This is a genomic window from Treponema bryantii (genome assembly GCF_900111035.1).
Lineage (GTDB): Bacteria > Spirochaetota > Spirochaetia > Treponematales > Treponemataceae > Treponema_D > Treponema_D bryantii_C.
This window is the reverse complement of record NZ_FOFU01000002.1, coordinates 408,951-422,010: the sequence shown is the minus strand read 5'-3', so window position 1 is coordinate 422,010 and position 13,060 is coordinate 408,951. Positions and strand designations below refer to the sequence as shown.

General features: G+C 37.1%; 19 protein-coding genes and 1 pseudogene. 14 read left to right on the top strand and 6 right to left on the bottom strand.

The genetic code is table 11. The features are described from left to right. Positions 1-72 precede the first annotated feature (72 nt). Together BMY21_RS15655 and BMY21_RS05210 are read left to right on the top strand one after the other, a co-directional pair. Positions 73-420: pseudogene (locus tag BMY21_RS15655) on the top strand (2'-5' RNA ligase family protein); the annotation flags it as partial. 18 nt (positions 421-438) lie between these two features. Continuing rightward, complete coding sequence (locus BMY21_RS05210; RefSeq protein WP_074641538.1) at positions 439-1,146, top strand: HAD family hydrolase; 708 nt, start codon at positions 439-441, stop codon at positions 1,144-1,146. 25 nt (positions 1,147-1,171) lie between these two features. On the opposite strand, the gene BMY21_RS05205 is transcribed toward BMY21_RS05210, so the two are convergent. The 4 genes from BMY21_RS05205 to BMY21_RS05190 form a co-directional block, all read right to left on the bottom strand. Then, positions 1,172-1,384: a hypothetical protein gene (locus BMY21_RS05205; protein ID WP_074641536.1), complete on the bottom strand. Its 213-nt coding sequence runs from the start codon at positions 1,382-1,384 to the stop codon at positions 1,172-1,174. Between the two features lie 3 nt (positions 1,385-1,387). Further along, complete coding sequence (locus BMY21_RS05200; protein ID WP_074641534.1) at positions 1,388-1,690, bottom strand: Dabb family protein; 303 nt, start codon at positions 1,688-1,690, stop codon at positions 1,388-1,390. A gap of 24 nt (positions 1,691-1,714) precedes the next feature. Further along, positions 1,715-1,942, bottom strand: coding sequence for a hypothetical protein (locus BMY21_RS05195; RefSeq protein WP_074641532.1), 228 nt, complete (start codon positions 1,940-1,942; stop codon positions 1,715-1,717). A 122-nt stretch (positions 1,943-2,064) separates the two neighbouring features. Beyond that, a complete protein-coding gene (locus BMY21_RS05190; RefSeq protein ID WP_074641531.1) occupies positions 2,065-2,574 on the bottom strand; it encodes a nitroreductase family protein in 510 nt (169 codons plus the stop codon). Between the two features lie 114 nt (positions 2,575-2,688). On the opposite strand from BMY21_RS05190, the gene BMY21_RS05185 reads away from it, so the two are divergent. Both BMY21_RS05185 and BMY21_RS05180 read left to right on the top strand, forming a co-directional pair. Next, positions 2,689-2,997 (top strand): winged helix-turn-helix transcriptional regulator, encoded by a 309-nt coding sequence (locus BMY21_RS05185; protein ID WP_074641530.1) that lies wholly within the window; start codon positions 2,689-2,691, stop codon positions 2,995-2,997. Between the two features lie 17 nt (positions 2,998-3,014). Further along, the gene (locus tag BMY21_RS05180; protein ID WP_074641529.1) at positions 3,015-4,151 is read left to right on the top strand and encodes a S41 family peptidase; all 1,137 of its coding nucleotides are present in this window, start codon (positions 3,015-3,017) and stop codon (positions 4,149-4,151) included. Positions 4,152-4,188: 37 nt separating this feature from the next. Here the strand turns inward: BMY21_RS05180 and BMY21_RS05175 are convergent, their stop codons facing one another. Then, positions 4,189-4,878: a DUF5680 domain-containing protein gene (locus BMY21_RS05175; protein WP_074641528.1), complete on the bottom strand. Its 690-nt coding sequence runs from the start codon at positions 4,876-4,878 to the stop codon at positions 4,189-4,191. 136 nt (positions 4,879-5,014) lie between these two features. Between BMY21_RS05175 and BMY21_RS05170 the strand changes: the two genes are divergently transcribed. The 9 genes from BMY21_RS05170 to BMY21_RS05125 all read left to right on the top strand — a co-directional run bounded on the left by BMY21_RS05170 (position 5,015) and on the right by BMY21_RS05125 (position 10,027). Further along, positions 5,015-5,797, top strand: a complete 783-nt coding sequence (locus BMY21_RS05170) for a GNAT family N-acetyltransferase (protein ID WP_074641527.1) — start codon at positions 5,015-5,017, stop codon at positions 5,795-5,797. Beyond that, complete coding sequence (locus BMY21_RS05165; RefSeq protein WP_074641526.1) at positions 5,794-6,435, top strand: hypothetical protein; 642 nt, start codon at positions 5,794-5,796, stop codon at positions 6,433-6,435. Before BMY21_RS05170 ends, BMY21_RS05165 begins: the two co-directional genes overlap by 4 nt. A gap of 231 nt (positions 6,436-6,666) precedes the next feature. Continuing rightward, entirely contained in the window at positions 6,667-6,927 is a 261-nt protein-coding gene (locus BMY21_RS05155; protein WP_074641523.1) for a type II toxin-antitoxin system Phd/YefM family antitoxin, read from the top strand. A 10-nt stretch (positions 6,928-6,937) separates the two neighbouring features. Then, complete coding sequence (locus BMY21_RS05150; RefSeq protein WP_256210263.1) at positions 6,938-7,231, top strand: type II toxin-antitoxin system RelE/ParE family toxin; 294 nt, start codon at positions 6,938-6,940, stop codon at positions 7,229-7,231. A 31-nt stretch (positions 7,232-7,262) separates the two neighbouring features. After that, positions 7,263-7,709 carry a GNAT family N-acetyltransferase gene (locus BMY21_RS05145; RefSeq protein ID WP_074641520.1) on the top strand — a complete coding sequence of 149 codons (447 nt, stop codon included), beginning with the start codon at positions 7,263-7,265 and terminating at the stop codon, positions 7,707-7,709. Positions 7,710-7,736: 27 nt separating this feature from the next. Next, positions 7,737-8,174: a hypothetical protein gene (locus BMY21_RS05140; protein WP_074641518.1), complete on the top strand. Its 438-nt coding sequence runs from the start codon at positions 7,737-7,739 to the stop codon at positions 8,172-8,174. A 17-nt stretch (positions 8,175-8,191) separates the two neighbouring features. Beyond that, positions 8,192-8,875, top strand: coding sequence for a methyltransferase domain-containing protein (locus BMY21_RS05135; protein ID WP_074641517.1), 684 nt, complete (start codon positions 8,192-8,194; stop codon positions 8,873-8,875). 2 nt (positions 8,876-8,877) lie between these two features. Continuing rightward, positions 8,878-9,402: a GNAT family N-acetyltransferase gene (locus BMY21_RS05130; RefSeq protein WP_074641515.1), complete on the top strand. Its 525-nt coding sequence runs from the start codon at positions 8,878-8,880 to the stop codon at positions 9,400-9,402. A 109-nt stretch (positions 9,403-9,511) separates the two neighbouring features. Continuing rightward, positions 9,512-10,027, top strand: coding sequence for a GNAT family N-acetyltransferase (locus BMY21_RS05125; protein WP_074641513.1), 516 nt, complete (start codon positions 9,512-9,514; stop codon positions 10,025-10,027). Here BMY21_RS05125 and BMY21_RS05120 read toward each other — a convergent pair. Next, positions 10,024-12,051: a diguanylate cyclase domain-containing protein gene (locus BMY21_RS05120; RefSeq protein ID WP_074641511.1), complete on the bottom strand. Its 2,028-nt coding sequence runs from the start codon at positions 12,049-12,051 to the stop codon at positions 10,024-10,026. The two genes, BMY21_RS05125 and BMY21_RS05120, sit on opposite strands and share 4 nt — an antisense overlap. Before the next feature lie 81 nt (positions 12,052-12,132). Between BMY21_RS05120 and BMY21_RS05115 the strand changes: the two genes are divergently transcribed. Beyond that, complete coding sequence (locus BMY21_RS05115; protein WP_074641509.1) at positions 12,133-13,056, top strand: DUF1848 domain-containing protein; 924 nt, start codon at positions 12,133-12,135, stop codon at positions 13,054-13,056. The last annotated feature ends 4 nt before the right edge of the window (positions 13,057-13,060 follow it).

The following is a 13,060-nucleotide window of genomic DNA, read 5'->3' as shown; positions in this document are numbered from 1 at the left end:
GAAGTAAGCTGCTTTGCATTAAAATTGTAGTTTAATTTCAAAATATCTCAAATATGATATAATCAGATAAATATGAAAAAACAAAACCTTCCACAGCAGACACATTTTATTGGAGTTCTTACGCCAGAGGATATTACCCTTACACTTGAAGATTGCCGCCGTTATATGAACGAGGCTTACGGCTGCCGTTCCGGACATTTAACTCCGATTCATGTTACTTTGATTCCGCCATTCAGATTGCCTGAAGAATATTCAACTGAAAACCTGGCTAAATCAATAGAGCAGGATGTCATATCGACAGGCTTGGCCTTCACTGCAAAGATAAATAACTTTGATGCATTTGGAGACAGAACTCTTTTTGCAAAAGTTGAAAAAGATAATAAATGGACCACCTTGCGTGATGCAGTTTATTCTGCAGTGTCGCTGGAGATTTAGAGAATGCTGAATAATATAAAACTATTTGTCTTTGACCTGGGTGGAACTCTGATGGAATATAAGGGCATGCATCTGAGCTGGGCCGGGTATTATAAAACATCCTTTGAGTATGTAAATGAAAAATTAGAGCTCGGCCTGTCCGATCAGCAGATTGCAGCTTCAGTTCAGATTTTTACAGATTATAACCCGGCAGTGAATCCTCGAGAAAAGGAGATTGATCCGGAAATAATTTTTGAAGATATCATAAAAGGGTGGAACACAACTCTTCCAATCAGCAAAATCATCGATGTCTTTTTTGAGTCCCTTCATCTTGAGCCAGTAATTTATGATGATTCGATTCCTGTCCTGAAGAAGCTGCAAAAATCCGGATTTAAGATTGCAGCTATGACAGATGTCGCGACCGGCATGCCCGATCTTATGCACAAGAATTATGTATCGCCACTTTTTCCTTATTTTGATTTATATGTTTCGTCTCTTTCATGCGGATATAAAAAGCCAAATCCAAAAGGACTTAGAGACATCTCTGAACATTTTGGAATTGCACCAGAAAACATGGTTATGATTGGCGACACATCCCGAGATGTTAACGCTGCAAAAAATATCGGCTGTCATTCAATTCTGATAAACCGCTCAGGCGGGCCATCGCAGGATTATGGGCAGGAATTTACGGTTACAAATACGATGGAAATATTAAACCTTGTTCAGTTCTAATTGAAGAACATTGCTAATACTCCACCTACACCGATTCAACACCGTATGTCTCTTTGAATTCTTTTTCATCCGCAGCAGAACGGATGAGCATTACTTCGGTGAAGTGGCCGTCGGATTTGTTTTTGAAGCCGGCGACTTTTTCTCCGGTACAGATTGAAGAGCGGATTACGGCATACTGAGTTTCGGGATTGAAATGTACGGCAGGCTCTTGCTTTTTACTGTTACCGAAGAGTTTCATTTTTTACACCTCAAAATCAAGGCATGAACGGCTTGCAGTATAAGGACGAACCTTGCTGTCAGCCACGGCAACGTGTTCCGGATGTTTTGAATATTCTTTCAGAGCTTCTTCTGATTCAAAGCTTGAGTCCAGCATAAGGTCGGCAGTGGAAGAAGCGAGGCGGCCGCTGGTGATTACTTTGATATCTACGAGGCCTGGGACTTTTCCCTTGAGGCCTTCGAGACCTTCTTTGATTCCGGCTTTTACTGATTCTTTTTCAGAATCACTCATTTCTTTTAATGTCCATAAGATGATGTGCTTTACCATTTTCTGTCCTCTTTTTATATCAGTTTAAATCATATTGCAGCCGGATTTTCTTTCTTCCGGATGAGCTACTTCAAAGCCGCAGTTTGCTTCCATATTGAGTTCGCGGAGTTCTTTTACACCGTCAATATAAAGCTGATAGTTGATACCTGTAGATTCGTATCCGCAGCCAACATCATATTCATCACCAAGCGACTCGCGGACAATCTGCTCGCGCTGTTCTCGGGTTGTGTTTTTAATCAAAATGCTTGCCATATTTGTTCCTTAATCGCGCGGTTTTTCCACACGAATTGTAAAAATTGACTTCATGTTTGTCTATAGAATATCACGAAACAAGAGTTTATTCAGCGCTTTGTGTGGAAAATTACCAGGAGCAATTACAGATAAGACACCAGCTCATCCATAGGGATTCTTGCTGTCGCGTGACGGTTGCTGTCTGTTGTTTCTTCTGTATAGCCGAGGGCAAGAATATTTACCGGTACAAGGTTATCTGGAAGATTGAACTCTTCTTTGATAACATCCGGCTTAAAATAGCAGATCCATACAGAACCAACTCCGTTATCAGCGGCACTGAGCATCATATGATCAGTTACGATTGAGGCATCGATATCAATTGTCTGATGTCCATCAAATGGGCGTTTCCATGCTTTTGAAGCATCAGCACAAACGAGTAAAGCTACCGGTGCTTTGTAAATATTTGCAGCTTTTGCAAGCTTTTCTTTAGCTTCTGCAGATTTAATAACGATGATTCTGGCTGGCTGTAAATTAGCAGCAGTTGGGGCAACTCGGCCGGCTTCAAGAATTTCATCAAGAACATTCTGTGGGATTTCCTTATCCAGATATTTTCTGGCAGAAAAACGATTTTTAGCAAGATTCAAAAAATTCATAATATTTCTCCAAAAATATTTATTACGACTAGTCGCCGTCATTATAGCATATTAAATCGGTTTGACAAGAATGTACTTTTTTGTTATATACTATCCAAAAGGAAAGTATAAGCTATGAATAAATATAACTGTCCTGTAGATGCAACTATCAGCAAAATTGGCGGCAAGTATAAGGCCGTTATTCTCTATCATCTGAAAGATGAAACTTTGCGCTACAATGAAATCAAAAGAAAAATCAAAAAGATAACAGACAAAATGCTGGCACAGCAGCTTCATGAACTTGAGGATGATAAATTGATTAACCGTAAGGTCTACGCGGTTGTTCCTCCAAAAACTGAATACAGTCTCACGGAGCTTGGTCAGTCGCTGATTCCAATTCTGGATGCAATGTGTTCCTGGGGGGAACAATTTATGGTAGAATAAAAGAAGAGAGGTTATAAATGAAAACATCAAAGCGATTATTTACAAGTTTTATTATCTGTTTACTTTTCAGCAGTATTTTTGCATTTGAAACAAAGGTAATAAACACAACAGATCTTGAAGTCTGGCTTACAGTTTTTCAGGGAGATTCAGCACAGGAACTGCATGTGGCTCCCAAGTCAGAAAAGACTTTTTCGTATGAACTTATAGATCCAGATAATATCAAATACAATCTTTCGTGGGGAAGTGATAATAATTGCTGGTGGGGCTTCGCTGAAGGGCCTATCACTGAAGCAAATACATGGGAACCCGGCTATGCTTTTAAACAATACGACTTTTCCTTTTTTTCTCTTACAAAACAAGAGAAGTCTGCAGTTTCTACTATGATTAGAACTACCTACATTGGTTTTACAGAAATGAAAGAAAAGGGTTTTAAACTCAAGATGATTGATGAATGCCAAAACGTTGGAGAACTCTTTGCTCTGTTAGATAAATACGTTTTTGATTATCATTTCTCGATAACAATTGACAGGGGTGAAAAAGGATGTCTTGAATGGAAGTTCAAGAATCTTGTTACAGATGAAAAAAGCAAAAAAAGTATTGATCCTATAGTCACCTATTTTGAGAAAGCAACTTCAAACGCTTATTACATCCGCTTTAATAGTTGTTCAGAAAGTACAAAAGATTTTAATAATCCTTACTGGAAAGAATTTCCAAGAGCCGCCTCAAAGGCCTGTAAATATGATTATATAGTTCTTGATCCGCGTTCAAATAATGGTGGCGGCCAGATGCAGCAGGTTCGGTTTTTTGAATCACTCATCAATAAAAACTATAAAGGAAAGATTTACATTCTTCAGGATAAATACAGTTTTTCTGCCGCCGAAATGTGGATGATTGCCGGGAAATACGTAAATAAGCTGGACATTACAACTGTCGGCACTTTTACCGGCGGAATGCAAAGATATGGTGAATGCAAATCAATACACAAGAATAATGTATGGGGCTGGATTCCAACAATAATCTGCGGTATTCCCGATGATGGAAAATGGAAGGGCGAGGGTGTCGGCTATGAGCCTGATGTTTTTGCCTATACCGAAGAAATAAAAGGTGTGCTTACCGGCTTTGGTGTTGATATGACAGGAATTGAGATTCAGTAGGCGGGCTGTTCCGCCGTCAGCATTTCAGGTACTTCGTTTATACAATAATCCCGCCATGGAAATGTAATTCGTAAATCTTTGTATCCAGATAGAAGATATCTTCATAACCCTGAAACCAGTTAAAGTCCCCGTTGGTCTGGCAGTGGTAGGTATAATCTCCCTGCCGGAAAATGTCTGGACCGCGGTAAGGCTTATCAGCTGGAACTTCAAAAAGGGCTGCCTTTAGAAAATCTCCAGAGAACGGCTCTCCTGTTACCCGGCCGTAGTAATTCATAGACCACAGCGGTACTCCATCTTTCCAGACAGCTTCTTCACCAGCAAAATCCTTTCCACCAAGATAAGTGTCTATGTAAAGGAGTTCACCAGCCGGAGTTTTTTCTTCATATTTTAAATCGTGTGAAGCAGGGCGGCTGGGAGCAACCTCAGCTCCGTGTCCTGCGTAGGTTTTCTGCTTTGCTTTTATTAGGAATCGGATGAGTTCTGTGCGGTCAGTTTTATCTTCATTTTCCGTCAGGGGAATATTACAGTCATCATCATTTTTTACAATGCGGTCAATCGGAATATGATAAAGATTACTCAGAGCAATGAGCCCGTCGAGTTCCGGAACGGCAAGCCCGTTTTCCCATTTGCTTACAGTCTGACGTGCAATGTGCAGTTTATCTGCCAGTTCTTCCTGCGAATATCCGTTTTGCTTTCTGAGTAAGCTGAGTTTTTCACCTAAAATCATATTCACCTCGCTGACTATAAGGTAACACAGAAGATGATTTATTTACACCGCTTTCTGGCTGCAAAAATGTAACGGCAGAGTGACAAAAATTGTGGTGTTGGCGGATTTTTCTGATATAATCAAATCAGAGGTAAAAATGAGTTTTAATCCAGGTAAAAAAGAAATTGAAGAAAAGATAAAAAATCAGCTTGCGGTCGAGTTTAATTGTTCGCCGCAGGATTTTGATAAAACAGAAAATATAATAACCACTGAGCACCAGCATCCAGACCGCAGAAAGTTTTCAGATAAGCCCTTCTTCCTGCAGATGGCGACTCTTGGAAAGAACACAGTAATTTCAGCTGATGAATCAATACATCCCTGGCTTACAAACTGGGTAAAAGGCAAACAGGGAATCTGGCTGTTCGAGCAGCATAATTATTTCGAACTAGAAACAGAGCTTAGAAAGCATGGTTATAAAATGGCGTTGACTCATCACATGTTTGTGCCAGAAGCAAAATTGATAGATGTAAAAACTGACCTGAAAATCAAATGGCTTGAGCAGAATGATATCACTCCCTTTTACGGAAACGAAAACTTTCCGAACGCAATCTGCGACAAGTTCAAACCAGAGCGTCCCGACGTACTTGCAGTAGTTGCAATGGATGGCGATAAAAGTATGGGAATGGCCGGCTGCTCAGCAGATACACCAGAATTGTGGCAGATTGGAATCGACGTCTTACCAGAATACCGTGGCCGTGGAATCGCAAAATCTCTCGTAACACTTTTACGAAACGAAACTTTCCGTCGCGGAGCAATTCCATATTACGGTACGAGTCTTGCAAATCTTCCGTCCTGGAAAACCGCTCTCGACTGCGGTTTCAAACCTTTCTGGGTAGAAGCAGAATCACAGCCAGATGAGAATACGGAGTTTACAAAATGATTTTTGAAAATGTTTATTTTATAACCGGAACTGCTTATGCAGGAAAATCTACAATGGTTAAACTGCTTGCAGAAAAATACAACGGTATTGCCTGCGAGGAAAACTATCATGATGTTTTACTGCCCGAGTTAGATGCAAAGGAATTTCCATACGTTACATATACACGTGATTTGCAGGACTGGCACGAGTTTATCAGACGAAGCCCGGAAGAATATCTTGCATGGATTAACGGTGCTGCAAAAGAGTGCGAAATCCTCGAACTACGGATTCTGGAGGACATGCTTAAAAAAGAAGATTCGCAGAATAAAAAGATTTTCGTCGATACAAATATCTCAATAGAAACCTTGCGAAAAATTGCAAAACACGACCATGTCCTGATTATGCTTTCCGACCCGGATATTTCTGTCCGAAAATTTTTCGAACGTCCCGATAAGGAAAAGCAGTTTTTATATCAGCTGATTATGGAAGAGCCCGATCCCGAAGCCGCCCTCCAAAATTATCGCAAAGGCCTCGAACTCATCAATTCTCAGGAAAATTACAACCGCCTCCTAAACTCCGGCTTCAACGTAATTCTCCGTGACGAAAAATTAGGTGTTCAGGGCACTTTAGAACTCGTTTCAAAAAAGTTTGGATTATAAAACTTTGGGGGTAATATACAAAAGAAATGAGATTTCTCTATCAAAGAAAATTAAAAATATAGAAATTGAAATAGTTGATATTTATAAAGGTACAAAATATGATAGTTCTATAAATCCAAATATTGAAATGACATATATTTGGAATCCCGAAATGGAAGAATTTTTGAATTTGCGTATTTTAATGGACATAGTTTTATATGTCGTGGTATAATAATCCCACGAGGTGAAAATATGCCAAGAATAGTTCCAATCAGAGATTTGAAAAATACAACAGCAATTTCTAATTTGTGTCATGAAGACAAAGAACCTATTTTCATAACAAAAAATGGTTATGGCGATATGGTAATAATGAGCATGGAAACTTACGAAAAAAATATGTTCCTTGCAAATGTTTATGGAAAATTAGAAGAAGCAAAAGAGGACCTGAAAAATGGAAACTACTCTTCCGTTGAAGATGCGGTTTCAAGAATAAGGAAATCGCATGGCTTATAATGTTCATCTTATGCAAAAGGCAGAGGAAGATTTATCAGAAATAGTAACTTATATTTCCAATACGCTCTGTAATAAACAGGCTGCTGATAATCTCCTTAAAGAATTTATTGAAGAGACAAATAATATTGCAGAAAATCCATATATGTATTCTTTAAGTCCAGATTCATTTTTACAGTCAGAAGGATATCATCGATTTATCTTCTACAAAAATTATATAGCACTATATTTGATTAATGATGATAAAAAAGAAGTTTACATAATGCGTATTTTTTATGCGAAACGTGATTATGGGAATTTAATTTAAGTACATAAGTAGTACAAAAAGGAGTTAAAAAATGTTAATAAGACAAGCCGAAGAAAAAGACGTATTTGATATTAAGGATTTGTATTTCAATTTCCTTACACAGTATCCGCCCAAAGAAGAACAGGACATTGAGGTCTGGAAAAAGCTTATCAATGAAATGAATAGAAGCGAAAATTTATATCTCCTGGTAGTTGAGGAAGATAATCGTGTCGTTTCAACCGTACAGCTTGCAATTATTCCGAGCCTCACTCATAACGTGCGTTCATTTGCAGTTGTAGAAAATGTAGTTACCCACGAGGATTATCGTAAAAAAGGTTTTGCATCTATGCTTTTGCAGGAAGCAATTAAAATTGCACAGAACAAGAATTGTTATAAAATCTTTTTGGAAACAGGTTCAAACCGCGAAACTACATTAAACTTTTATAAAGAAAACGGTTTCGAAAAGGATACAAAACATTCGTTCCTTAAGAAACTGTAAAAATGCTTAATCTCAAAAAGGATAAATATGGATACAAAGTTTTTTAATAACTGGTTTAAAGGTTTAAATGATGGCCTTGAAAAAATGGGTACAGAAGAATGTTCGCGATTATTTTCCAAGTGCGCCCAGCAGTGTGCCTGTGATGCATTAAAATATTTTTACAGAGATTTATTTTCTGAATGCAACGGCAATCTGGATAAATTCTTTTTGCAGGTTAATGAACAGAAAGAACTTGCTGGAAAAGTTATAGAATCAGGAAAAGTCTATGAGCTTATTTTCACAAAATGTGGCTGTCCCTTGTATACCGAGGCTGAAATAAAATCAAGCAAGCTTTGTGAATGCTCGAGACAAAGTATGATATATGTATTTCAGACTCTTGTACCAGACCGAAAATTCAAAATTGAATGTATAGAAACAATTTTGTCTGGAAACAGCAGATGTTGTTATAGAATAATATTCGATTAAAAAACAGGAGTCAATTTATGTCAAACATGTTCGATGTCTATCAAAACTTTTCAGATTTATATGATGAATTAGTAAATCATGAAGATTACGAAAACAATCTTTATAAGTTTTTGAATGACAATATCCAGTGGGAAAATAAAGTTGTCGGTGAATTTGGAATAGGAACCGGACGTGTTTCCAGAAACTACATCGACAAGGCGAAAAAACTTTTTGCGTATGATAATTCACAGCATATGCTAGATAAAGCAAAAGAGAACTTATCAAAGTGGACGGATAAAATTGAATATTCAGTTCTTGATAACAGTAAATTAAATACTATTGAAAATACCTTTGACATAATAATTGAAGGCTGGAGTTTCGGTCATCTGGTTGTTCAGGAAAATGAAAATAGAGATCAGACTATTCAGTATCTTATCAGCGAAACTAAAAAACGCGCAAAGGAAATCATTTTCATTGAAACATTGGGAACGAATGTTGAATCTCCAAATCCTCCGGGAGAAAAGCTTTCTAAATTTTACCAAGCACTTGTTGAAAATGGTTTTAAGGAACACATAATTCAAACAGATTATAAATTCAACAATTATGAAGATGCTGGAAAAATAATGGGTGCCTTTTTTGGTGATTCAATGAAGAATGATATAATTCAAAAGCAGTTGAATGTAATAAAAGAATATACGGGAATATGGATTTGCAGGAATTAAAAATGAATTACATAATTGAAACAGAACGTCTAAAATTACGGGAACTAACTTTGGACGATACCGATAAACTTGCTCTTGTGCTTTCGGATCCACAATCTATGAGATTTTATCCACATCCTTTTTCGAGGGAAGAAGTTGAGCACTGGATAAAATGGAATATTGATAATTACAAAAAATATGGCTTTGGACTTTGGGCTGTAATTGAAAAAGAATCAGACGAATTTATAGGCGACTGCGGAATCACAATGCAGCAGGTGGAAGATGATTTGTTTCATGAAATCGGCTATCATCTTAGAAAAGAATACCGCGGAAAGGGGTATGCAACTGAAGCAGCCCGTGCCTGTTCAGATTACGCAAAGAACAGGGGAGTGAAACAAATCATTTCTTATATGAAGTCTGACAATCTTCCATCCCGCCATGTAGCAGAACGAAATGGTATGACCTTTGTAAAATCTTTTACCAAGACTGTAATGGGAAAAGTTGTTGAAGATGAAGTGCTTTATATGAAGGACTTGAACGCGGATTAAAAACATGGACATCCAGATCAGAAAAAAAATAAAATATCAAACGCATTAAAGAATCTTTTTATAGAGAAATAATTCGTAAACTGCTATAACAATATTACTGGAGAAAAAAATGAGCGAATTAAAAATCAGAGATGTACAGATTGAAGATGCTGAAAGACTTTTAGAGATTTACAGTCATTATGTTTTAAATACAGTGGTTTCGTTTGAATATAATGTTCCAACCTTAAAAGAATTCAAAGAACGAATCAGAAATACAAAAAAGAAATATCCATATCTTGTTTGCGAAAAAGATGGAAAGATAATCGGCTATGTCTATGCCAGTGCGTACAGTTCACGAGAATCTTATTCCTGGACAGTTTCAACTTCCATTTATGTTGATAAAGATTATCGAAGGCAGGGGGCAGGAACACTGCTTTATAGAGAATTGGAAGCTCGTTTAAAAGAAATGGGAATTATCAATCTTCTGGCAGGAACAGCTTTTATAGAAACGGAAGATGAGTATCTTACACAGGACAGCCCAAAGTTCCATTTGAAGCAGGGCTACAGAGAAGCAGCTCATATGATTGGAATCGGGAAAAAATTTGATCGCTGGTACGATCTTAAATGGTTTCAGAAGAAAATTTAATTCTTAAGCTGATTCTCTTCTTTCTTTAGTTCACGTTTATTTTTGTACATCTCTTTGTCAGCCCGATTAAATACCTCTGTTACAAGAGTATCTGTTTCGGGATTATAATCTGTCATTCCGGAAGCAATGATTGGACCTGATTTTGACTGCAGATTTTTTTGAACTTGAGAACGCAAACTGATTATAAGTTTTTCTCTGTTTGCAAAATCATCACCAGCAAGGAACAGAACGAATTCGTCTCCACCAATTCGGAATACAGGGCTGTGTACAAATGTATTACATAAAAGCATTGCTGATTTTTTAATATATTCATCTCCGGCTACATGACCTAATGTATCGTTTATTTTCTTTAAGTTATTTACATCACATACAATAAGTGCAAAAGGCAGATAATCCATTCCGTTGTCGATATTATCCTGAATCGATTTTTCCAGTTCGTTATAGGCAGTTTTATTTTTTACACCTGTCAGCTCATCGCGTCTGGCTAGTTCTTTTTCTGTATTCAGTGCTTTAAGATGCTGCTTTTCTTTTTTGATTTCATCATCAATATTTTCGATTCCAAAGATATAATGAGTGTCATCCAAAGTTTTTCGAACTGTCATTCTGACAAAATGCGTTTGCTTGAATGTTACAATACGATAATCTACGCTGCAGCTTTTCTTATCTGTAAGCGCACTGATTATATAATCTTTGTTGATAAAATTGGTCAGCAGGTCGCGGTCATTTTTATGAACAATTTTTGTGATATCAATTTTAGAATCAGCAAAAAAATCATCACCCGATTTCTGCATATCTAATTGTCCATAAATATTCCTGCATTCATAACTGATATAACTGGAGTCTTTTGCATCAACATAATAAATTACGTCAAAATTGACAGCAAGGATTTCTGCAATCTGAGTGAAGGTAACATTCTTTTTCTGATTTTCGAGCCGCATATTTTCGGCGGTAAATTCATCTTCAATATCTTTTTCGCCCAGAACAAAATGCCTCTTATCATTTGCAAGCATTACTGTAAATTGGAAATGTCGGGGCTGTCCGTTAATCATTATCCTGTATTTATAAGAATATGATTCTTTACCTTTGAGATTTTTTAACATTGTCTCTTTTAAGTGCAGGTTTTTAGCAAATTCCCTGTCATCGGGGTGTACATATTTTTCAATATTTAATTGAGTTTCAGTATAAAAATTTTTGCCTGCAACCGGAACATTCATAGAATCATATTTCTGGCTGGTTGAAAATTCCCTGTATTCTCCAGTCTCTATATTGATGTAGTACATTGCTTCGTAATCTTCTGCCATACATGATGCGATATTATCATAGATCTCTTTTTCTTTTCTTTCACTGGCTTCGACAAAGGAGTGAATCACACAGATTCCGATTATAAGCCCCGTAGCGTAAGAAGGATATCTGTAATCAAAAATTTGTAATATCAGGAACAAATTCATCACAAAACAAGTCAGCCCGACCGCTCTATACCTTGCTTTCTCTGTACCCTTTGATTTGAGGGCTATAAAAAACATATAAATTGTAGTCACAAAATAAAGTATAATCTGAAGAATAAAAGCTATATGTCTACCCGATTCGGTTACGTATTCATGCTTCTCATTAAAAGAAAAAATAAATGGATGAAAACGATTGATCATCAGATATATAAGTGCAAGCGTGAACATTGTCCATACTGCACAAAGCAAAACTTTGCTGCGGCGACCTTTCTTGTCCAGATAAGCAACAATAGAACGCATCCATGTCAGCATTGTCATGAACATAAGCAGAAAATAGAAAACACAATCGGAATATAAAATTGGAAAGAGAGCATCGATGTCGTGATATTCGTACAAAAGACCCCAGCCAAAATCGACAATGAAGTAAAAGTTCGAAATAATTAGAAATTGTCGGTAACGGGTAATAAACTTCTGTTCAGTTTTCAGTTCACCGGACCGGCTCTTAACATTTATAAGAGTTTCTCGGTTTAGAATGAGGTTGAGTATTAATGCCAGTAAACTTATGATTGAATAAGACATTTTACTTATTTTTTAAGTATAACATAGGATTATTTGAAAGTCATTGAATAAAATACGTGTCATTACGATATAATTATAGATATGATAATTCAGACTGGGCAGAGAACAGACATACCGGCTTTTTATTCTCAGTGGTTTTTGAACCGGCTTAAAGAAGGATATGTGATGGTGAGAAATCCGTTTTATCCTTCATCTGTTTCGAGTTATGAATTGAATCCTCAGATTGTAGATTTGATTACTTTCTGCACAAAGAATCCTCTGCCAGTTTTGAAAAATGAAGAACTATGGAATGAGCTTTCGAAATATAACCAGTGGTGGTATGTTTCGCTCACTCCTTATGGTAAGGAAATTGAACCGAACGTTCCGGAGAAAGCTGCAGTTGCAGATGGGATTATTGAACTTGGAAAACGACTTGGAGCTGACAAAGTTGGCTGGAGATACGACCCGATTTTTATTTCTGAAAAATATACGATTCCATATCACCTTAAGGCTTTTGAAAATATTGCACGCAGATTGTGTGGTGCAACGAAAACAGCTGTAATCAGCTTTATTGATTTGTATCCGAAAGTGCGAAGAAATTTTCCTGAAGCAAGAGAAGTGAATAGGGAAGAGAGACTGACTCTCGGAAAAGCTTTTGTAGAAATTGCTGCAAAATATGGAATGACTTTGCGCCCCTGTGCTGAAGGAAAAGAACTGGAGCAGTTTGGGGCAGATTGTTCCGGTTGTCAGACTATCGAAGTTCTTGAAAATGCTGTCGGTAAAAAGCTTAAGATTCCGAAAAAGAATTCAGCAAGAAAAGAATGTGCCTGTTTTTTAAACGGCGATATAGGTGCATACAATTCCTGTGGTCATTTGTGCCGTTATTGTTATGCAAATGCAGATTCAAAGCTGGTTCTGGAAAATATGAAAGCGCATAATCCAGTTTCTCCGCTGTTAATCGGTGAGTTGAAAATTGATGATAAGATTTTCAATACGATACAAAAGAGCTGGATTGTGATATCTTAAAATC